The organism is Enterobacter cloacae complex sp. 302F9 (assembly GCF_050030335.1).
GTDB lineage: Bacteria > Pseudomonadota > Gammaproteobacteria > Enterobacterales > Enterobacteriaceae > Enterobacter > Enterobacter hormaechei_C.
This window is the reverse complement of the sequence record NZ_JBLGUC010000001.1, coordinates 4,663,521-4,684,551: the sequence shown is the minus strand read 5'-3', so window position 1 is coordinate 4,684,551 and position 21,031 is coordinate 4,663,521. Positions and strand designations below refer to the sequence as shown.

General features: G+C 56.3%; 20 protein-coding genes and 1 pseudogene. 7 read left to right on the top strand and 14 right to left on the bottom strand.

The features are described 5' to 3' along the window. Nucleotides 1–61 precede the first annotated feature (61 nt). The 4 genes and pseudogenes from pfkA (at nucleotide 62) to ACQG0T_RS22685 (ending at nucleotide 4,478) form a co-directional block, all read left to right on the top strand. Nucleotides 62–1,024 (top strand): 6-phosphofructokinase, encoded by a 963-nt coding sequence (gene pfkA, locus ACQG0T_RS22700; RefSeq protein WP_003862009.1) that lies wholly within the window; start codon nucleotides 62–64, stop codon nucleotides 1,022–1,024. A gap of 231 nt (nucleotides 1,025–1,255) precedes the next feature. Continuing rightward, entirely contained in the window at nucleotides 1,256–2,245 is a 990-nt protein-coding gene (locus tag ACQG0T_RS22695; RefSeq protein WP_003862012.1) for a sulfate ABC transporter substrate-binding protein, read from the top strand. A gap of 111 nt (nucleotides 2,246–2,356) precedes the next feature. After that, nucleotides 2,357–3,100 carry a CDP-diacylglycerol diphosphatase gene (locus ACQG0T_RS22690; RefSeq protein ID WP_271040489.1) on the top strand — a complete coding sequence of 248 codons (744 nt, stop codon included), beginning with the start codon at nucleotides 2,357–2,359 and terminating at the stop codon, nucleotides 3,098–3,100. Nucleotides 3,101–3,173: 73 nt separating this feature from the next. Next, a pseudogene (locus ACQG0T_RS22685) lies at nucleotides 3,174–4,478 on the top strand (SLC13 family permease). Nucleotides 4,479–4,514: 36 nt separating this feature from the next. Here ACQG0T_RS22685 and tpiA read toward each other — a convergent pair. Together tpiA and ACQG0T_RS22675 are read right to left on the bottom strand one after the other, a co-directional pair. Further along, on the bottom strand, nucleotides 4,515–5,282 hold the full coding sequence (gene tpiA, locus ACQG0T_RS22680) for a triose-phosphate isomerase (protein ID WP_003862019.1): 768 nt from the start codon (nucleotides 5,280–5,282) through the stop codon (nucleotides 4,515–4,517). 111 nt (nucleotides 5,283–5,393) lie between these two features. Next, nucleotides 5,394–5,990 carry a DUF1454 family protein gene (locus ACQG0T_RS22675; RefSeq protein ID WP_017383094.1) on the bottom strand — a complete coding sequence of 199 codons (597 nt, stop codon included), beginning with the start codon at nucleotides 5,988–5,990 and terminating at the stop codon, nucleotides 5,394–5,396. Nucleotides 5,991–6,102: 112 nt separating this feature from the next. Between ACQG0T_RS22675 and ACQG0T_RS22670 the strand changes: the two genes are divergently transcribed. Next, a complete protein-coding gene (locus tag ACQG0T_RS22670) occupies nucleotides 6,103–6,522 on the top strand; it encodes a DUF805 domain-containing protein (RefSeq protein ID WP_006808672.1) in 420 nt (139 codons plus the stop codon). On the opposite strand, the gene fpr is transcribed toward ACQG0T_RS22670, so the two are convergent. The 4 genes from fpr to ACQG0T_RS22650 form a co-directional block, all read right to left on the bottom strand. Further along, nucleotides 6,523–7,269, bottom strand: coding sequence for a ferredoxin--NADP(+) reductase (gene fpr / locus ACQG0T_RS22665; RefSeq protein WP_033487973.1), 747 nt, complete (start codon nucleotides 7,267–7,269; stop codon nucleotides 6,523–6,525). Between the two features lie 96 nt (nucleotides 7,270–7,365). Next, complete coding sequence (gene glpX / locus ACQG0T_RS22660) at nucleotides 7,366–8,376, bottom strand: class II fructose-bisphosphatase (RefSeq protein ID WP_015569942.1); 1,011 nt, start codon at nucleotides 8,374–8,376, stop codon at nucleotides 7,366–7,368. A 122-nt stretch (nucleotides 8,377–8,498) separates the two neighbouring features. Continuing rightward, on the bottom strand, nucleotides 8,499–10,007 hold the full coding sequence (gene glpK / locus ACQG0T_RS22655) for a glycerol kinase GlpK (protein ID WP_006808669.1): 1,509 nt from the start codon (nucleotides 10,005–10,007) through the stop codon (nucleotides 8,499–8,501). 21 nt (nucleotides 10,008–10,028) lie between these two features. Next, entirely contained in the window at nucleotides 10,029–10,874 is an 846-nt protein-coding gene (locus ACQG0T_RS22650) for an MIP/aquaporin family protein (RefSeq protein ID WP_015569943.1), read from the bottom strand. Between the two features lie 399 nt (nucleotides 10,875–11,273). Here ACQG0T_RS22650 and zapB point away from each other — a divergent pair, with 399 nt between their 5' ends. Next, nucleotides 11,274–11,513, top strand: coding sequence for a septal ring assembly protein ZapB (zapB, locus tag ACQG0T_RS22645; RefSeq protein ID WP_003862031.1), 240 nt, complete (start codon nucleotides 11,274–11,276; stop codon nucleotides 11,511–11,513). A 587-nt stretch (nucleotides 11,514–12,100) separates the two neighbouring features. Here zapB and rraA read toward each other — a convergent pair. The 7 genes from rraA to priA form a co-directional block, all read right to left on the bottom strand. Next, nucleotides 12,101–12,586 carry a ribonuclease E activity regulator RraA gene (gene rraA / locus ACQG0T_RS22640; RefSeq protein ID WP_015569946.1) on the bottom strand — a complete coding sequence of 162 codons (486 nt, stop codon included), beginning with the start codon at nucleotides 12,584–12,586 and terminating at the stop codon, nucleotides 12,101–12,103. Between the two features lie 92 nt (nucleotides 12,587–12,678). After that, complete coding sequence (gene menA / locus ACQG0T_RS22635) at nucleotides 12,679–13,605, bottom strand: 1,4-dihydroxy-2-naphthoate polyprenyltransferase (protein WP_085929678.1); 927 nt, start codon at nucleotides 13,603–13,605, stop codon at nucleotides 12,679–12,681. A gap of 62 nt (nucleotides 13,606–13,667) precedes the next feature. Continuing rightward, the gene (gene hslU / locus ACQG0T_RS22630; RefSeq protein WP_015569947.1) at nucleotides 13,668–14,999 is read right to left on the bottom strand and encodes an HslU--HslV peptidase ATPase subunit; all 1,332 of its coding nucleotides are present in this window, start codon (nucleotides 14,997–14,999) and stop codon (nucleotides 13,668–13,670) included. Nucleotides 15,000–15,008: 9 nt separating this feature from the next. Beyond that, entirely contained in the window at nucleotides 15,009–15,539 is a 531-nt protein-coding gene (hslV, locus tag ACQG0T_RS22625) for an ATP-dependent protease subunit HslV (RefSeq protein ID WP_003862036.1), read from the bottom strand. A gap of 94 nt (nucleotides 15,540–15,633) precedes the next feature. Next, entirely contained in the window at nucleotides 15,634–16,602 is a 969-nt protein-coding gene (gene ftsN, locus ACQG0T_RS22620; protein WP_017383099.1) for a cell division protein FtsN, read from the bottom strand. A gap of 92 nt (nucleotides 16,603–16,694) precedes the next feature. Then, entirely contained in the window at nucleotides 16,695–17,720 is a 1,026-nt protein-coding gene (cytR, locus tag ACQG0T_RS22615; protein ID WP_017383100.1) for a DNA-binding transcriptional regulator CytR, read from the bottom strand. Between the two features lie 119 nt (nucleotides 17,721–17,839). Next, nucleotides 17,840–20,035 carry a primosomal protein N' gene (priA, locus tag ACQG0T_RS22610; protein WP_023295623.1) on the bottom strand — a complete coding sequence of 732 codons (2,196 nt, stop codon included), beginning with the start codon at nucleotides 20,033–20,035 and terminating at the stop codon, nucleotides 17,840–17,842. Nucleotides 20,036–20,235: 200 nt separating this feature from the next. Here priA and rpmE point away from each other — a divergent pair, with 200 nt between their 5' ends. Further along, on the top strand, nucleotides 20,236–20,448 hold the full coding sequence (gene rpmE, locus ACQG0T_RS22605) for a 50S ribosomal protein L31 (RefSeq protein WP_003862040.1): 213 nt from the start codon (nucleotides 20,236–20,238) through the stop codon (nucleotides 20,446–20,448). Nucleotides 20,449–20,496: 48 nt separating this feature from the next. Here the strand turns inward: rpmE and metJ are convergent, their stop codons facing one another. Beyond that, the gene (gene metJ / locus ACQG0T_RS22600; RefSeq protein WP_006179183.1) at nucleotides 20,497–20,814 is read right to left on the bottom strand and encodes a met regulon transcriptional regulator MetJ; all 318 of its coding nucleotides are present in this window, start codon (nucleotides 20,812–20,814) and stop codon (nucleotides 20,497–20,499) included. Nucleotides 20,815–21,031: the final 217 nt, after the last annotated feature.

Below are 21,031 nucleotides of genomic sequence, written 5' to 3'. Positions count from 1 at the left end.
GGTTGAACAGTTTCTTCCGGCAGCAGATTTCAATTTTGCATTCCTAAGTTCAGAGGTAGTCATGATTAAGAAAATCGGTGTGTTGACAAGCGGCGGTGATGCGCCGGGCATGAACGCGGCAATCCGTGGGGTTGTCCGTGCAGCGCTGACGGAAGGTCTGGAAGTTTTTGGTATCTATGACGGTTACCTGGGTCTGTATGAAGACCGCATGGTTCAGCTCGACCGCTACAGCGTGTCTGACATGATCAACCGTGGCGGTACTTTCCTCGGTTCTGCGCGCTTCCCGGAATTCCGTGACGAACACATCCGTGAAGTGGCTATCGAAAACATGAAAAAACGGGGTCTGGATGCGCTGGTGGTTATCGGCGGCGACGGCTCGTACATGGGTGCAAAACGTCTGACTGAAATGGGCTTCCCGTGCATCGGCCTGCCTGGCACCATCGACAACGACATCAAAGGCACCGACTACACCATCGGTTACTTCACCGCGCTGGGTACCGTTGTGGAAGCGATTGACCGCCTGCGTGACACCTCTTCCTCACACCAGCGTATTTCTATTGTTGAAGTGATGGGCCGTTACTGCGGTGACCTGACTCTGGCGGCGGCAATTGCCGGTGGCTGTGAGTTCGTGGTGGTGCCGGAAGTGGAATTCAGCCGTGAAGATCTGGTCGCTGAAATCAAAGCCGGTATCGCGAAAGGTAAGAAACACGCCATCGTTGCTATCACCGAGCACATCTGTGACGTTGACGAGCTGGCGAAGTACATCGAAACCGAAACCAAACGCGAAACCCGCGCGACCGTTCTGGGTCACATTCAGCGTGGTGGTTCCCCAGGCCCGTACGACCGTATCCTGGCGTCCCGCATGGGCGCGTACGCGATCGAGCTACTGCTTCAGGGCCACGGCGGCCGCTGCGTCGGTATTCAGAACGAGAAACTGGTTCACCATGACATCATCGACGCCATTGAAAACATGAAGCGTCCGTTCAAAGGTGACTGGCTGGACTGCGCGAAAAAACTGTACTGATTGGCTCTGTTGCCCGGTGGCGGCAAGGTAAATGCAAAACGGTAACCCTTGGGTTACCGTTTTTTATGGTTGCTCCCTCTCCCGTGGGAGAGGGTTGGGGTGAGGGCATCAGGCCGCTCATTCACTTTTTTTATTCCTGTACGTTATAGCCAATCTTTTTTTATTCTTTAATCATCGGTTAGCTTTCTGGCACGCTGCATTCATCAAAACACTATACAAGAGAGCTGGGCGATGAATAAATGGGGCGTGGGGTTAACATTATTGCTGGCATCGACCAGCGTTCTGGCAAAGGACATTCAGTTACTGAACGTGTCGTACGATCCGACGCGTGAACTATACGACCAGTACAACAAAGCTTTCGCGGCGCACTGGAAACAGGAAACCGGCGATAACGTGGTGGTTCGCCAGTCTCACGGCGGTTCCGGTAAGCAGGCGACATCGGTGATCAACGGTATTGAAGCCGATGTGGTTACCCTGGCGCTGGCTTATGACGTGGACGCGATCGCGGAGCGTGGCCGTATCGACAAAAACTGGATCAAGCGCCTGCCGGACAACTCTGCGCCATACACCTCGACCATCGTCTTCCTGGTGCGTAAAGGCAACCCGAAACAGATTAAGGACTGGAACGACCTGATTAAGCCAGGCGTGTCTGTCATTACCCCGAACCCAAAAAGCTCCGGCGGCGCACGCTGGAACTATCTGGCAGCCTGGGGCTACGCGCTGCACCACAACAACGGCGATCAGGCCAAAGCACAGGACTTCGTCAAAGCACTGTTTAAAAACGTCGAGGTGCTGGACTCCGGCGCGCGCGGCGCAACCAACACCTTCGTCGAACGCGGCATTGGCGACGTGCTGATCGCCTGGGAAAACGAAGCCCTGCTGGCGACCAACGAGCTGGGTAAAGACAAGTTCGAGATCGTGACCCCGAGCGAATCGATCCTGGCTGAGCCGACCGTCTCCGTCGTCGATAAGGTTGTTGATAAGAAGGGCACCAAAGCGGTGGCGGAAGCCTACCTGAAGTACCTCTACTCACCTGAAGGGCAGGAAATTGCGGCGAAAAACTTCTACCGCCCACGCGATGAGGCCGTCGCGAAGAAATACGAAAACGCCTTCCCGAAACTGAAGCTGTTCACTATTGATGATGTGTTTGGCGGCTGGACCAAAGCGCAGAAAGAGCACTTCTCTAACGGCGGCACCTTCGACCAGATCAGCAAGCGCTAAGCGTTTTACAAAGAACGACACGGTAACCCGGTGTGAGAAATCCGCCGGGTTTTTTATTTGGTCATCATTTTGCGTTACTCTTTTGCCTCTATTGAAAACAGGGAACGCGTTGTGAAAAAAATTATCTTACTGATTCTGATCGTTATCGTCCTTGCCGCAGGCGGCGTGTACTGGATGAAAGCGGGTAATCCGAATGCGTTGCGTCATATCGTTCTCGACCAGTGTGTGCCCAACCAGCTGCATAACCGTAACCCGGCACCGTGTGCGCAGGTGAAGCCAGATGCGGGCTACGTGGTGTTCAAGGACCGCAACGGGCCGCTGCAATACCTGCTGATGCCCACGTACCGTATCAACGGCACCGAAAGCCCGCTGCTGACTGAGCCGCAGACACCGAATTTCTTCTGGCTGGCATGGCAGTCTCGCCATTTTATGAGTATGAAACGGGGGGCCGACGTGCCTGACAGCGCCGTTTCGCTGACCATCAACTCCCCGACCGGGCGCACGCAAAACCATTTTCATATCCACATCTCCTGTCTGCGCCCAGACGTGCGCGAGAAGCTGAACGCGTCGCAGGGGCAAATCAGCACCCAGTGGTTACCGCTTCCGGGCGGGCTGGAAGGGCATGAATACCTTGCCCGTCGGGTGACGGAGAACGAACTGGTGCAGCGCAGCCCGTTTATGATGCTGGCGGAAGAGCTGCCGGAAGCCCGCGATCATATGGGACGCTTCGCGCTGGCGATGGCACAGCAGTCGGACGGCTCGTTTGTATTGCTGGCGACAGAGCGTAACCTGCTTACCTTTAACCGCGCGTCGGCTGAGGAATTGCAGGATCATCAATGCGATATCCTGAAGTGACCCCACCATAAATAGCGTTTACTTGCCCTGCCTGTCGCCGTAGACTTGCTGAAAAATTCTACAGGAGACAGGTATGTCGCTCTGGTTAACGCATCCTCTGCTGCTTCCCTCGCTGATCGTCGGCGTCACCATCGTGCTGTGGGCGACGTCGCTGTTGCCGGAATTTATCACCGCGCTGCTGTTTTTCACGGCGGCGATGACCGCCAGAATCGCCCCGCCGGAAGTGATCTTCGGCGGCTTCGCCTCGTCTGCCTTCTGGCTGGTGTTCAGCGGCTTTGTGCTGGGCGTGGCGATTCGGAAAACCGGCCTGGCGGACAGGGCCGCCCGGGCGCTGTCGGCAAAGCTTACCGACTCCTGGGTGCTGATGGTGGCGAGCGTTGTGCTGCTGAGCTATGCCCTGGCATTCGTGATGCCGTCGAACATGGGACGTATTGCGCTGCTGATGCCGATTGTCGCCGCGATGGCGAAGCGGGCCGGCATTCCTGATGGCTCGCGGGCCTGATTTGGCCTGGCGCTGGCGGTCGGGTTTGGCACCTTCCAGCTCTCGGCCACTATTTTGCCCGCCAACGTGCCCAACCTGGTGATGAGCGGCGCGGCGGAAGGCTCATACGGTATCCACCTCAACTATGTCCCGTATCTGCTGCTGCACACCCCGGTGCTGGGTATTCTCAAAGGCCTGATTCTGATTGGCCTGATCTGCTGGCTGTTCCCCGGCAACCCGAAACCGGCGAAGGATCTCACGCCATCGGAACCGATGGGGCGTGACGAAAAACGACTCGCCTGGCTGCTGGCGGTGGTGTTGACGATGTGGGTGACGGAGAGCTGGCACGGCGTTGGGCCAGCGTGGACGGGGCTGGCGGCCTCGGTCATCGTTATGCTGCCGCGCATCGGTTTTATCACCGGGGAGGAGTTCTCGGCGGGGGTGAATATGCGCACCTGTATTTACGTCGCGGGTATACTCGGGCTGGCCATTACGGTGACGCAGACCGGTATCGGTGCGGCCGTAGGCGAGGCGTTGCTCCATATCATGCCGCTGGATGCAGACCGCCCGTTTACCAGCTTCCTGGCGCTGACGGGGATCACCACGGCGCTCAACTTCATTATGACCGCCAACGGCGTTCCTGCGCTGTACACCACGCTGGCGCAGAGCTTCTCGGACGCGACCGGCTTCCCGCTGCTGTCGGTGATCATGATTCAGGTGCTGGGGTATTCCACGCCGCTGCTGCCGTATCAGGCGTCGCCGATTGTAGTGGCGATGGGCTTAGGGAAAGTGCCTGCGAAGGCGGGGATGCTGCTTTGTCTGGCGCTGGCGATTGCGACGTATCTGGTGCTGCTGCCGCTGGATTATTTGTGGTTTAGCGTGTTAGGTCGTTTGTAGGGCGGGTTAGCGAAGCGCCACCCGCCACAAAGGCAATTACGCCTGCTTAGCCGCTTCTGCCGCTTTAACGATCACCGCGAAAGCGTCTGCTTTCAGGGATGCGCCACCAACCAGTGCGCCATCGATGTCTGGCTGGGTGAACAGCTCAGCTGCGTTTGATGCGTTAACGGAACCGCCGTACTGGATGATGACCTGCTCAGCCACTTTCGCGTCTGCTTTTGCAATGTGGTCACGGATGAACTTGTGCACCGCCTGAGCCTGCGCAGGAGTTGCAGATTTGCCGGTACCGATCGCCCAGACTGGCTCGTAAGCGATAACCGCGCCTTCGAACGCTGCCGCGCCCTGGGTTTTCAGCACAGCGTCGATCTGACGTGCGCACACTTCTTCGGTTTTGCCTGCTTCGTTTTCTGCTTCGGTTTCACCGATGCACAGAACCGGGATCAGACCCTGCTCTTTCAGCACAGCGAATTTCTTCGCGATGAACTCATCGGATTCTTTGTGATAGGTGCGACGCTCGGAGTGGCCGATGATGATGTATTTCGCGCCGATATCTTTCAGCATTTCAGCGGAGGTTTCACCGGTGAACGCGCCAGACAGGTTAACGTCAACGTTCTGCGCGCCCAGAATGATGTGGCTGCCGTCAGCGGCACGTTTAGCCAGATCCAGGTACATATCCGGCGGAGCGATAGCAACCGCGCAGCCGGTCACGCCAGCCAGCTCTTTACGCAGGTTAGCAACCAGTTCGTTTACCATATGGCGGCTGCCGTTCAGTTTCCAGTTACCCATCACTAAAGGATGTCGCATTTCAATTCTCCACGCTCAATAAGCGAATTAAGGAATATGGCCGCCCTGTCGGGCAGCATGGTCTGTGAATCAGTATAGAGATTTTCCCTCGAAAGGCTTTGCTTTTTGTCATTAATTCGCCCCCTCGAGTGCGTCTGATAGGGCCAGCTTAATCGGTTCAACCGCGAAGGTCAGCCCCTTTTCGCCGTTATCTGCGACGACATAGCGAACGGCACCTTCCGTATCGGCGTAATAGCGTTTGTTTTTCCCGGCGGTAAGCAGTTTTTGCAGCTTTTGCTGGCTTTGCGCTTTCGTGAAGGTGGGGGTAAAGGCGCGCAGAATAGCGCTCATGTACTCCAGCGCTTTCGCTTTCGCCGCTTTCTGCTCTGGCCCCTGAATCGGCAGCCAGGTGATCTGCATACTTTTGATTTTTAACGTTCCGCGCTCAAGGGCGGTAGAGGCATACAGATTCTCGTTAATTTTGCTGGCCGCGCGGGTCAGGGTCGGCGTATCGCGGGCGCTGTCAATCGCACGGAACTCTCCCAGCGGAAGTGAGGGGTTTTCTTTGTTGAAGGCTTCGCGGAACTGGCTGATAGATTGATCGAAAGAGGGGGCGCCCGCCAGAAGATAGGGGGCGGTGACCGGGGAAGCCGTTTCCGCGGCATACAGGGAAAAACTGGCGCTCAGCATCGCTAAACACAAATAAAGAGAGTGTGCCGAACTTTTCATCAACATTGCCCCTGGCCGTCATTGCCCATGATTAAAACGATATCTGGTCGGCTTGTCAAAAGGTCACAACTCCAGGGTAAAATGCGGGCTAAACAATAATAAGGAACCTTACATGACCATACAGCAGTGGCTGTTTTCATTCAAAGGGCGTATTGGACGCCGTGACTTCTGGATCTGGATTGCAACGTGGGTTGTCGCCATGCTGCTTCTGTTTTTTGTTGCCTACAACGCATGGCTGAGCACGCAAACGGCGGCATTTGCGCTGGTCTGTTTACTGTGGCCAACCGCCGCCGTAGTGGTGAAACGTCTGCACGATCGTGGCCGCTCCGGCGCATGGGCTTTCCTGATTATTCTGGCGTGGATGCTGGTGGCGGGGAACTGGTCAATGCTGCCCTCAATCCTCCCATGGGTGGTGGGCAGACTGCTGCCGACGGTTATCTTTGTAATGATGGTTGTCGAACTGGGCGCGTTTATCGGCACCCAGAGCGAGAACAAATATGGAAAAGATACCCTTGAGGTGAAGTACCGCTGATCACCAGTAGTGTTCGGCGGTCATGTGGCCCGGCCGGCGGCGAAGGTGCTTCGTCATCTGCCGGGTATCCTTCAGCAACTGCTGCGTATCGCGTACCATCTGCGGGTTACCGCACAGCATCACATGGCTGGTTTCGGTATTCATCGGTAAACCCACCGCTTCTTCCAGCGCGCCGCTTTCAATCAACGCCGGAACGCGACCGGTTAACGAGCCGGCTGCGGTTTCGCGGCTGACCACCGTCTGAATTTTTAACTTCCCGCCATATCGCTGTTCCAGCGCCTGCATCTGCGGCAAATAGCTCAGGTCTGCGGCGTAGCGCGCGGCGTGAACCAGCACGATATTTTTAAAGCGCTCCAGATCTTTGCCGTATTGCAGAATGGAAAGATACGGGCCAATGGCCGTGCCGGTCGCCAGCATCCAGAGCGTGTCACAGTCGGGGATTTCATCCAGCACGAAGAACCCCGCCGCGCCGGAGACAATCTGCACTTCATCGCCCGGCTTCAGCGCGGCGAGGCGTGGGCTGAGCTTACCGTCCGGGACGGTGACCAGATAGAACTCAAGGTCCGGGTTATCAGGCGCATTAACGTAAGAGTAGGCGCGCTGTACGCGTTCACCGTCGATATCCAACCCGAGCTTGGCAAACTGCCCGGCAGTAAACGGATGAACGGGAGCGTGCAGCGTGAGGCTAAATAGCGCATCGGTCCAGAACTGTACCTTTGTGACTTTACCTGTTACCCAGTCCGCCATGATCTTCTCCTGTGCTGTTTCTCTCTTCTATCTTCCGTACTTGCGGGAAACATTTCCAGCCCATTCGGGCCGGAAAGCTCTATCGATCAAACGGTTTTACAGAATGTGCGTCTGTACGTCCGGATCTTTACGATCGAGATAATGAATGGACTTAATGCGGCGAATGGTGCGGGATTTACCACGGATCAGCAGGGTTTCAGTGGTGGCCATGTTGCCCTTGCGGGTGATGCCGTCCAGCAGATCGCCTTTGGTGATGCCGGTTGCGGAGAAGACCACGTTATCGCTGCGGGCCATCTCGTTCAGCGCGAGCACTTTATTGGCCTCGATGCCCATCGCCGCGCAGCGCGCCAGTTCGTCTGCACCAATGCGAAGGTTCTCGTCGCTGTCGCCTTTGACCTCATGGCGTGGCAGTAAACGCGCCTGCATATCGCCGTCCAGCGCGCGGATCACTGCCGCAGAGACCACACCCTCCGGCGCGCCGCCGATGCCGTAAAGCACGTCGACTTCGCTGTCAGGCATGCAGGTCAGAATAGAGGCGGCAACGTCGCCATCCGGAATAGCAAACACGCGTACGCCGAGCGCTTGCAGGTACGCAATGGTGGCGTCGTGGCGCGGTTTCGCCAGAATGGTCACGGTGAGTTCGCTGAGCGCTTTACCCAGCGCCGCGGCGATATTGCGCAGGTTGGCGTCCAGCGGCAGGCTAAGGTCGATAGCGCCTTTAGCGCCAGGACCGACGATCAGTTTTTCCATGTACATATCGGGCGCGTTGAGGAAGCAGCCCTTATCGCCCACCGCCAGTACCGCCAGCGCGTTGGCCTGGCCCATCGCCGTCATGCGCGTGCCTTCAATCGGGTCGACCGCGATATCCACCGCATCGCCTTTGCCCGTCCCGACTTTTTCACCTATATAGAGCATCGGCGCTTCGTCGATTTCGCCTTCGCCAATGACGATAGTGCCATCGATATTGACCTGATTAAGCACAATGCGCATGGCGTGGACGGCTGCACCGTCTGCGGTATTTTTGTCGCCACGGCCCAGCCACTTGTAGCCTGCGAGGGCGGCAGCTTCGGTGACGCGGGAAAACTCGATAGCAAGTTCACGTTTCATGAGGTACTCGTACAATCAAAAGGAATTGCACGAAGTTTATCACAGAGTGGGGAGGGGCGAAGGGACCGGTGCGGTCGGAGCCCCTCACCCTAACCCTCTCCCAGGGGAGAGGGAATATAGGTTTACTCGTCGTGCTCTTCCCACGCCAGGGCACGTTTCACCGCTTTCTTCCAGCCGCTGTAGCGGTAGTTGCGCTCGGTGGTTTCGATGCCAGGACGGAATTCGCGTTCGATAACCGCTTTTTCCTGAAGCTCGTCGAGGTTTTGCCAGAAGCCAACCGCCAGACCTGCCAGATACGCCGCGCCCAGCGCCGTCACTTCTCGCACCTCAGGACGTTCAACGCGGGTGCCCAGAATGTCGGACTGGAACTGCATCAGGAAGTTGTTCGCGACCGCACCGCCGTCCACGCGCAGGGCGTGCAGACGAATGCCGGAGTCAGCCTGCATCGCTTCCAGCACGTCGCGCGTCTGGTAGGCGATGGATTCCAGCGTCGCGCGAATGATGTGGTTTGAGTTCACGCCGCGCGTCAGGCCGAAAATCGCGCCGCGGGCATACGGATCCCAGTACGGTGCGCCCAGACCGGTGAACGCTGGCACCACGTACACGCCGTTGGTGTCTTTCACTTTGGTCGCGAAGTATTCGGAGTCAAACGCGTCACTGATCAGCTTCATCTCGTCGCGCAGCCACTGAATGGAAGCACCCGCCATGAACACCGCACCTTCCAGGGCATAGTTCACTTCGCCGCGCGGGCCGCAGGCGATGGTGGTCAGCAGACCGTTTTCTGATTTCACCGCTTTCTCGCCGGTGTTCATCAGCATAAAACAACCGGTGCCGTAAGTGTTCTTCGCCATCCCTTCCTTGACGCACAGCTGGCCGAACAGGGCCGCCTGCTGGTCACCGGCGATGCCGGCGATAGGAATACGCGTACCGCCTTTACCCCCAATGTTGGTCTGGCCGTATACTTCAGAAGACTTACGTACTTCAGGCAGCATCGCGCGCGGAATGTCCAGCGCGTCCAGCATCTTGTCATCCCACTCAAGGGTGTTGATGTTGAACAGCATGGTGCGCGAGGCGTTGGTGTAGTCGGTGACGTGAACGCGTCCCTGAGTCATCTTCCAGATAAGCCAGGTATCGACGGTGCCGAACAGTAGCTCGCCACGTCGTGCGCGCTCGCGTGAACCTTCCACGTGGTCGAGGATCCACTTCACTTTGGTGCCGGAGAAATAGGGGTCAACCACCAGGCCGGTGGCGCTGCGCACGTACTCTTCCATTCCTTCGCGCTTCAGCTGTTCGCAGATCTCTGACGTACGACGGCACTGCCAGACAATGGCGTTGTAGATGGGCTTACCGGTTTCGCGCTCCCAGACCACAGTCGTTTCACGCTGGTTGGTGATACCGATAGCGGCAATCTGGTCAGAACTGATGTCGGCTTTCGCCAGCACTTCCACCAGCGTGGAGCTTTGCGACGCCCAGATCTCCATCGGGTCGTGTTCTACCCAGCCTGGACGCGGGTAAATTTGCTCAAATTCGCGTTGAGACACGCTGACAATGTTCGCGTCATGATCCATTACGACAGCGCGGGAGCTGGTGGTGCCCTGGTCGAGCGCAACGATATATTTTTTTTCGGTCATGGTATGTGTCCCGTAGTCAGATTACAGCGAAGCTTTTTGTTGTGTGGTGGAAGCCGTCTCTTTCTCCTCTTCCACACAGGTGTCGCACGGTAAGTGGCGACCAATTAATTTGCGATAGCCGAATGCGCCCAGCGCCGCCCCTACGATTGGCCCGAACAGCGGAACCAGGAAGTAAGGAATGTCTTTGCCGCCCGTGAAGGCGACATCGCCCCATCCCGCAAAGAAGGCGAAGGTTTTTGGACCCAGGTCACGCGCCGGATTCATCGCAAAGCCGGTCAGCGGACCCATGGATGCGCCAATTACCGCAATCAGAAGGCCAATCAAAAGTGGCGCCAGCGGGCCGCGCGGAATGCCGTTTCCATCGTCGCCCAGCGCCATGATGACGCCCATCAGAATAGCGGTAATCACCATCTCAACCGCGAACGCCTGCACAAAATTGATATGCGGATTCGGATACGTTGAGAAAATGCCTGCCAGATCCAGACTTTCGACACTGCCACGCACCATATGATGCGTCTGTTCGAAGTCGATGAAAAGATTGTAATAAAGCCCGTAAACTAACGCCGCTGCGCAAAAGGCGCCGGCAAATTGCGAAATGATGAAAGGAACAACTTTGCGTCCGTCAAAACACGCGAATAGCCACAACGCGATGGTCACCGCCGGGTTAAGATGTGCACCGGAAACCCCTGCGGTCAGGTAGATGGCCATCGCCACGCCCAGACCCCAGATAATACTGATTTCCCACTGACCAAAACTGGCACCCGCCACTTTCAGTGCTGCGACACAGCCTACTCCGAAGAATATCAACAACCCGGTACCCAGGAACTCGGCAATACACTGGCCTTTTAAGGTTGATGTCTGACTCATAATCGGAATCCTGCAAAAGAGTAATGTTTATTGTTTGCGTGACCGCCCGTGACAGTCACGATGCCCTGTAGACATAGTGTTAATTTATCGTTAACGAGCACAAACGAGAAATATCGAAATCTAAATGTGTGGTCTGCGTCAATAAAATGAGCGTTTTCGCGCCATAAAGCGCGTTTTTGCATCAGATAATGATTATGGGCTGAATCATTTCTTTAACTTATGGGTTAACAACTTAGGGGTATATGCGGCGAACGCACCAGGACGAGGCCGAAAAGTGTTGCAAACCGCGATCTGCGTGGCATGCCGCTGGACAGGGGCGACGGCGCTCCATACAATCGGAACATATGTTGTGCGCGTTTACGTTAAAGCGTCGCCTTGCAATTCAGGAGAGGTAGGATCATGTCTTTAGAAGTGTTTGAGAAACTGGAATCGAAAGTACAGCAGGCGATTGACACCATCACGCTGCTGCAAATGGAAATTGAAGAGCTGAAAGAAAAGAACAACTCCCTGTCACAGGAAGTTCAGAATGCTCAACACAGCCGTGAAGAACTGGAGCGCGAAAACAACCAGCTGCGCGAACAGCAGAACGGCTGGCAGGAACGCTTGCAGGCGCTGCTGGGACGTATGGAAGAAGTTTGATTTCCTTAGGGAATGCATTGAACAGGCCGGGTAAGGCGAAGCCGCCACCCGGCTTTTTTATGGTTTTCGCTAACCGACATCAAACCATAAAAAAGGCCGCCCTGGGCGGCCTTAACGCTACTTGTCCTGCGCTGTCGTAGCAAAAGCAACAAACCCAACAGGTTCATCGCTCTTTACAACGAGTACGCTGGCGACAATGAACGCGATACATAAATAGCGTTTCATTATGCGGTCCCTGCTACTTACCGCTCCACCGTTCACCACCGGTGATAAGTCGGTGGACACAAGCCTTGATGTTAGCCTGCTTTACGGTAGTGAATACACCTTTCCCTGGACCGATGCCCATTTGCGAGATGGCGGAAAGGGACGCGGTATCATAATGAGCATCAACCAGGTAGTTAAGGTATTCACAGACAATTAGGATTTTATAAAGGTTAGGAAGGGTTGCCCAAGGTTTGGGCGAGAGTATGATGAAGTTCCTTGGTGTTAGTCTGTAAGACGTCCCAACGGACCGCGAATCCCGAGGGACAAAAAAAACCGCCACATTGCTGTTGGCGGTTTTTTTATGCATCTCGCTTACCGATTAACTACTCAATATCCAGCGCATCCTCAGAAAGGATAATGCCGGTATTGTCAGCATAAAGGTGGTCGCCCGAGAAGAAGGTCACGCCGCCGAAATTGACGCGCACGTCGCTTTCGCCGATGCCGTCGCCCGCTGCGCCTACCGGTATGGCCGCGATGGCCTGAATCCCGATATCCAGGTCTTCGAGATCGTCCACCTGACGCACGGAACCGTACACCACAATGCCTTCCCACTCGTTCTGGACGGCAATTCCCGCCAGTTCAGCATCAATCAATGCACGGCGCACGGAACCGCCGCCGTCGACCACCAGAACGCGGCCACGGCCGTTCTCTTCGAGCAGATCGTACAGCAACCCGTTGTCCTCGAAACATTTCACCGTGATGATTTGTCCGCCAAACGACGACCGTCCACCAAAGTTGGAGAACAGGGGTTCAACGACGTTGACATCTTCCTGGTAGATGTCACAAAGCTCGGAGGTATCGTATTTCATAGGTTTAACGCTCTGTTGCTGCGAATGTGTTCAGTATATCGTGCGAAATGCGTTGTTGGCAAAATCATCAATTGTTAATTGATATTTGTCAGCTAACTCAGCGTCTGGCTTAAGACAATCCCGATGACGAACAGCAGGTTAGTCAGCAACGCGCCTTTTACCGTACGTTCCAGCATCGGTGGCATGGCGGCCGGGCTGAGTTCACGCATGACGTAGCGGGCCTGCTTAATCAGCAGCGGTGCGGCGAGCACAAACAGCCAGCCCCAGAGGCTGTGCAGCGAACTCAGATTGAACAGCGCCAGGCAGACCAGCGCGCCGATGAGCAGGCAGGCGTGATAGCGGCGTGCATTCACCGGACCCAGACGCACGGCCAGCGTGTTTTTACCGTTCTCGCGGTCGCTATCGATGTCGCGCAGATTATTGATATTCAGCACCGCCGTCGCCAGCAGACCACAGGCGGTCGCCGGTAGGAACAGGGCAGGGATCACCGTGTGCGCCTGTAAGTACCAGCTTCCCATCACGCTCAGCCAGCCGAAGAACACCAGCACGGAGATGTCGCCCAGACCAATATACCCGTAAGGACGCGTCCCGACGGTATAGGTAATGGCTGCAATAATGGCGAGCAAGCCCAGCACCAGGAAGCCAATGAAATCACTGGTGGTTTTCGAGGCGACCGTCACCAGCGCCAGCCCGGACAGGCAAATCAACACCACGGTGATAATCAGCGCCCGTTTCATCTGTGCCTGGGTAATCACCCCTTTTTGCATCCCGCGCAGCGGCCCGATGCGGTCAGGCTTGTCGCTGCCTTTTACCGCATCGCCGTAATCATTGGCGAGATTAGAGAGGATTTGCAGCAGCCCGGCGGTGACAAGCGCCAGACCTGCTACCAGCGGATCGAAATGACCCTGCCACCAGGCAAGCGTGGTACCGACGATAATGGCGGCAAAAGCCAGAGGAAGCGTTTTAGGGCGCAGACTTTCGAGCCACGCCTGTGTACGGCTGATATCAGTCATAGTTATTTAGCCAATAAAAATGGGGGCCATAGCCCCCATCAACAGTGATGAAAATGCATTGAACGCGATTATAGAATAAAACGGCTCAGATCTTCATCTGCCACTAACGCATCCAGGTGTTTGCCCACATAGTCTGCGTCAATGGTAATGCTTTGACCGTTAAGGTCGCTCGCATCATAAGAGATGTCTTCCATCAGGCGTTCCAGCACGGTGTGCAGACGACGCGCACCGATGTTCTCGGTGGTTTCGTTGACCTGCCACGCGGCCTGGGCGATGCGCTTGATACCGTCATCGGTAAATTCAATGTTCACGCCTTCGGTCGCCATCAGCGCTTTATACTGTACGGTCACAGAAGCGTTTGGCTCAGTCAGGATACGTTCGAAATCTTCGGTGGTCAGCGCCTGCAACTCGACGCGGATTGGCAGACGTCCCTGAAGTTCCGGGATCAGGTCAGACGGGCTGGCAATCTGGAATGCACCGGAGGCGATAAACAGAATGTGGTCAGTTTTAACCATGCCGTGCTTGGTGGAGACGGTGCAACCTTCCACCAGCGGCAGCAGGTCGCGCTGAACGCCTTCGCGTGAGACATCCGGGCCGGACGCGTTGCCGCGCTTACAGATCTTGTCGATTTCGTCGATAAACACGATACCGTGCTGCTCAACCGCGTCGATAGCATCCTGTTTCAGCTCTTCCGGGTTAACCAGCTTCGCGGCTTCTTCTTCAATCAGCAGCTTCATCGCGTCTTTGATTTTCAGCTTACGCGCTTTCTGCTTCTGCCCGCCCAGGTTCTGGAACATGGACTGCAACTGGCTGGTCATCTCTTCCATGCCCGGAGGCGCCATAATTTCCACGCCCATTGGCGCGGCAGCGAGATCGATCTCAATCTCTTTGTCGTCCAGCTCGCCTTCGCGCAGTTTTTTGCGGAATGCCTGACGCGCAGCAGAAGGTTCAGGCTGCTGTTCAGCCTGTCCCCAGTTGTTTTTTGCCGGTGGGATCAGCACGTCGAGAATACGCTCTTCGGCCATCTCTTCGGCGCGATAGCGGTTTTTCTCAATTGCCTGGACACGTACCATCTTAATCGCCGAGTCGGTCAGGTCGCGGATGATGGAGTCCACTTCTTTACCCACATAGCCCACTTCGGTGAACTTGGTGGCTTCAACTTTGATGAACGGCGCGTTAGCCAGTTTGGCCAGACGACGGGCGATTTCGGTTTTACCCACACCGGTCGGGCCGATCATCAGAATATTTTTTGGCGTCACTTCGTGGCGAAGCTCTTCGTCGAGCTGCATGCGACGCCAGCGGTTACGCAGTGCGATAGCCACGGAGCGCTTGGCGTCGTCCTGGCCGATAATGTGCTTGTTCAGTTCGCTGACAATTTCGCGTGGGGTCATTTCAGACATGGGCGATCCTTACGCTTTAGACGGTAATTCTTCGATGGTGTGATTGTGGTTGGTATAGATGCAGATATCACCTGCAATATCCAACGCTTTCACCGCGATATCGCGCGCGTTCATGTCGGTATTTTCCAACAGCGCACGGGCTGCGGCCTGGGCGTACGGGCCGCCAGAGCCGATGGCAATCAGGTCGTTTTCAGGCTGAACCACGTCGCCGTTACCGGTGATGATCAGCGAGGCGTTTTCGTCAGCCACGGCCAGCAGCGCTTCGAGCTTGCGCAGCATGCGGTCGGTACGCCAGTCTTTTGCCAGCTCAACGGCGGCTTTCACCAGATGACCCTGATGCATTTCCAGTTTGCGTTCAAACAGTTCAAACAGCGTGAAGGCATCAGCCGTGCCGCCTGCGAAACCGGCGATCACTTTGTCGTTATAAAGACGACGTACTTTCTTCACGTTGCCTTTCATGACGGTATTACCCAGCGTGGCCTGGCCATCACCGGCAATTACCACCTGGCCGTTACGGCGTACACTTACTATTGTTGTCACGAGCAGACCCCCTGGTTACAGATTCGGGAAACAGAAGCCCTGAGCCTGTGCTCAGGGCTGAATTAAATGATAGATGGGGGGGATTTTGGGGGTTTCAACCCCCGGAGGCGAGTCGAATGCAGTTTGTGTGGCCAGCCACTTTCAAACGGGAAATGGTGCCGTCTGCGTTTTCTTTGCCTTTGACCGGTCCAATCACTACGCGATTCCAGCCATTGTTGGTGGTAATGCGAGAGTCAAATCCTTCAAATGCCAGCTGAGCACGCACCGTTTCTGCCTGTTCGGCGCCTTTAAACGAACCGCACTGAACCATCCAGCGGCGTTCATCTTTTTTCTCAGCCGTCTGCTTCGGTGCCTCGGTCTCTTTGGTGACCGGCGCAGCCTGCTGCGTTTTTGGCTGTTGCGCAGTGGTATGCGCAGGCGTCTGCAACAGATCCTGATACGGCTGTGCCGTTTGCTTCTGCGGCTGCGCCTTCGGTTGCTGCTGGACAGGCTGAGTTTGTACGGTACGCGTCTGCTGCTGCGGTTGTGTACGCGGCTGCTGTACCGGCTGCGTCTGCGTCCACTGCTGCTGTTGCGTTTGCTGCTGAGCCTGACGCTGGCGCTGCAACGTTTGCTGACGCTGCGCCGGGGTTTGTTCGTTCCACGGTACTTCGTTCAGCTGCGTAGGCTGCTGGCGCATGTCCGCCTGCATCTGAGCGAGCAATTGACGCTGTTCGTCCGTCAGCTGATCGGCATTCTTCACTTCACCCCCGGCAGAAGGCTCGGTAGGCGCACGTACGCCAGGCTGGCGGCTTTCCAGCTCTTTAATGTAGCGCCAGCGCTCTTCAGGCTTCGGCGGCAGGCCGTTGCCGACGACCTTGTTACCCTGAAGGGCTTCAGACTCTTCTTTTTTATGATGCGTAATGAAGTAGAGGCCGCCAATAAAGGCCACCAGCACAGCCGCAGCAATGGCGACCATAGCTGGGGAGACAGCAGACAGGCTGCGTTGCTTGCTTTTTGAACTACTCTTTTTGCGTCGCGAAGGTGCCGGCTGGCCGCGACGTACATAATCTCGTTGTGCCACTATCGTTTCGCTGTATTTATTCGTTCGTCAGCCCGCCATGTTACTTAAGCGACGGGGCTTTGACCAGATAAGGGTGTCGAAAGGTATTTACTTTAAGTTAATGCCTGGGTAGAGCCGCGCACAATCAGCTCACAATCCAGTAGTCGTGACCCACTGCTAACTGATTGACCGTGCAGCTGATCCAGCAAAAGCAGCATCGCTTCACGGCCGATGTCATACCGCGGCTGTGCAACGGTCGAAAGCGGCGGATCGCAAAACTCCGAAAGTGAAATATTATCAAAACCGATTATCGACAGGTCCTGCGGCACGCGCAGGCCGTGACGTTTGGCGTAGGATAACGCCCCCAGCGCCATCACGTCGCTGTGGCAGAAGACCGCGGTGGGCGGTTCTGGCAAGGCCAGCAATTTTTCCAGCGCCTGCCCGCCCGCTTCAAAGGTGAAATCACCGCGCGCAATGTAGTGCGGATCGACGATAGCCCCGGTACGGCGCAACGCCTGAACGTAGCCCTGCAAGCGGTAATGACACAGCGGCATCTCTTCTGGTCCGGCGATACAGCCGATACGCTTATGCCCCAGTTCCTGAAGATAGTTCACGGCGTTGAATGCGGCGGTGAGGTTATCGATATGAACGGTTGGCAGCTCCAGCTCCGGCGCGAATTCGTTCGCCATGACCATCGGCGGTAAATTGCGCTGTTCTTCAATGCTGGCATCAAACGGCAGGCGTGAGCCAAGCAGCAGCATGCCATCAATCTGCTTGGTGATGATCAGGTCGATGAACGTTTTTTCCTGCTGGTTCTGGTGAGCACAATCGCCAATCAGCACCAGATAGCCCTGGGCGGCGGCCGTGACCTCAATGCCGCGGATGATTTCGCTGAAGAAGGGATCGCAGATGTCCGGCACGATCACCAGGATGGTGCGGGATTCGTTGCGTTTAACGTTGCGCCCCATGGCTTGCGGGAAATAACCGACCTCAAGCGCCGCCTTTTCAACCCGGTTTCGGGTCGCCTGGGAGACTTTGTCAGGGTTCATCAATGCGCGGGACACGGTTGCTGTTGAGACTTGTGCTTTCTCGGCAACGTCTTTCATGGTCGCCGAGGCAACCTCTTTCCTGGACTTCAACGTCTTCTCCTCGCCTGAACACCGAACTGCGGACAGCACCATTTTTACAGATAGTTAATGGAATCGGTTACAGAATTTTCATAAAAAGTGTGAGGCGCATTAAATTTTTCGATCCGTCTTCAGCCTTCAATCGGATCGACGTCAAGAACCCACTTCACTTTTCGCGCTTCCGGTAGGGTATTGATCAGCGCCAGCGTGCCGCTGACGATCTGCTGTAAACGGATACGCGAGGGGTGCTGAAGTAACAGTTGCCAGCGGAAACGGCCGCCGCGTTTCGGGGCGAGCGCGGGTACCGGGCCTAAAATCCACAGCTGATTATCCACCAGCGGGCTGGCTTGCAGGAGGTTTCTCAGCTGTTGCAGGAACAGCGGAGCCTGCTGGTTATTATGATCTTCCGCACGGATGATAACGTGGCTGGTCCATGGGGGAAGCTGCATCGTCTGACGTTCGGCCAGCGCCTGGTCCGCGAAGGCGTCATAGCCTTTGTGCAGCAGAGTTTGCAGCAGCGGATGTTCAGGGTGGTGCGTTTGCAGCACCACCTCGCCCTGCTTACCCGCTCGACCAGCGCGACCGGCAACCTGGGTATAAAGCTGGGCGAAACGCTCGGCGGAGCGAAAATCCGCGGAGAACAGCGCGCCGTCGACGTCCAGCAGGGCGACCAGCGTCACGTCCGGGAAGTGGTGCCCTTTCGCCAGCATCTGAGTACCAATCAGGATGCGCGCGCCGCCGCGATGCACTTCCGCCAGTTGCTGCTCCAGCGCCCCTTTACGGCTGGTGGTATCCCTGTCGATACGGGAGATGGGTACGTCCGGGAAGAAGGGCGCGAGCGCCTGTTCAAGCTGTTCCGTTCCCAGACCGACCGGCACGATGTGCGTTGAGCCGCAGGACGGGCATTGACGGGGGACCGGACGCTGGCTGTCGCAGTGGTGGCAGCGTAAATGGCGCTGAGCCTGGTGGAAGGTGTAGTAGTGATCGCAGCGCGGGCACTCCGCGATCCAGCCGCAGTCGTGGCACAGCAGCGCAGGCGCGAAGCCGCGGCGGTTCAGGAACAGGATCACCTGGTTGCCCGCCTGCAAATGCTGGCGCATGCGGCTAATCAGCGCAGGCGCTAACCCGGCCTGCACCTGCTGGCCTTTCAAATCCAGCACATGCTGAATGGCCGGGCGGGCATTCCCCGCACGGCGCGTCAGGCGCAGCATGTGGTATTTACGCTGGCGAACGTTGTGCAGCGTTTCAAGCGCGGGGGTGGCGGACCCGAGAATAATGGGGATTTGCTCGCTGTGGGCGCGGTACACGGCTAAGTCGCGGGCGTGATAGCGCCAGCCTTCCTGCTGTTTATAGGAGCTGTCATGCTCTTCATCGATTACGATAACGCCGAGATTTTTAAACGGCGTAAACAGCGATGAACGGGTGCCGATCACAATTGCTGCTTCGCCGTTTTTCGCTTTCAGCCAGGCGCTGAGGCGCTCGCTGTCGTTCAGGCCGGAGTGCAGGACCTCAACGGGCGCATTAAAGCGTTCACGAAAACGCGCGATGGTTTGCGGCGTCAGGCCGATTTCCGGCACCATCACCAGCGCCTGTTTGCCCTGCGCGAGCACGTTTTCCAGCACGCTCAGATACACTTCGGTTTTACCGGAGCCGGTGACGCCCGCCAGCAGCCAGGCGGAAAAATGGTCGGCGGCGCTGTGAATCGCGCCTACGGCGGTGGCCTGCTCGGTATTCAGACGCAGGCGATCGCCCGAGACGGAAAAGCCGTCGCGCCAGTCGTGAAGGGCAGGGGCTTCACTGGCCAGCTCGCTCAACCCTTTCTTCCTTAATGCCTGCAACGCGGTTTCGCTTACCTCAAGCTCGTCGACCTGATGGCGCCAGATTTTTCCCTGGCGCAGCGCGGCCAGCGCCTGCTGCTGTTTCTGCGAGCGCTTCAGGCTGTTAATGTCCACAGCCTGGCCCTGCTCGGTGGCAAACCAGTACCACATTGGCGCGTGGCTGGCGCTCTTGCCCTGGCGCAGCATAATGGGCAGGGCATGGAACAGCACGTCGCCAATCGGATGATGATAATAATCTGCCGCCCACAGCAGCAGTCGCCAGGTGCTGGTGGAGTAAACCGGCTCGCTGTCCAGCACCTCAACAACCGATTTCAGCTCGTTAAGCGGCAGTTCGCTGTGTTCGCTGACGGACACCACGATCCCCACACGCTGCTGTTTGCCAAACGGCACGGTCACGCGACAGCCCGCTTTGTCGCTCATGCTGTCGGGCAGCAGGTAGTCAAAGGTGCGGGGAAGCGGAACGGGCAGGGCAACGTGAGCGACGGGCATCGAATCTTCCTGACTTGAAAAGTGGCGCGTTAGTATACACATTAGTGAAAGCGGCGTGCGGATCAGTTTGCATACGTTGGTCAAATTCTGTATGATTCGCCGCCTTTGGTGTATTTTACGCCAAAGAACTTACATTCAACATCGCGTGGTGTCTGGCGTTAGGGCTGGAAGAGCGACGCGGCCTTAACTGAGGTTCTCCCATGAAAAAAGATATTCACCCGAAATACGAAATGATTACTGCAAACTGCTCTTGCGGTAACTCTATCCAGATCCGCTCTACCGTGGGTCACGATCTGAACCTGGACGTGTGCGGCAAATGCCACCCGTTCTACACTGGTAAGCAGCGTGATGTTGCAACCGGTGGCCGTGTTGACCGCTTCAACAAGCGTTTCAGCATCCCGGGCGCTAAATAAGTTTCCCGAAAAAAAGGCACCGCAAGGTGCCTTTTTTGTATCCGCTTATCAGTATTCCCACGTATCCGGGTCGATACCCAGTTCACGCATGATCACCTTCGCCTCTTCTGGAATTTCGTCACTGCGCTCTTTGCGCAGATCGTCATCGTTCGGCAACGGTTGGCCGGTAAACGCATGCAGGAACGCTTCGCACAGCAGTTCGCTGTTGGTGGCGTGACGCAGGTTGTTCACCTGACGACGCGTACGTTCATCGGTGAGGATCTTCAACACCTTCAGAGGAATGGACACCGTGATTTTCTTGACTTGCTCACTCTTCTTACCGTGCTCAGCGTATGGGCTGATATATTCGCCGCTCCATTCAGCCATGAGATACCTTTAATCCTCTCAGTCATTAATCTAAAGGTGCAAAACCGGTAACCATCAGTTTTGAACCGTAATCTTGCGTAGTTTACCGTAGAGACGATACCGAGGCACGGATATTGCCGCTGTAGCGTGTCCTAAAGCATATAATTTTAACGGCTATTTGCACATTGCTCAATCTATACGCAAAGAAGTTTAGATGTCCAGATGTATTGACGTCCAT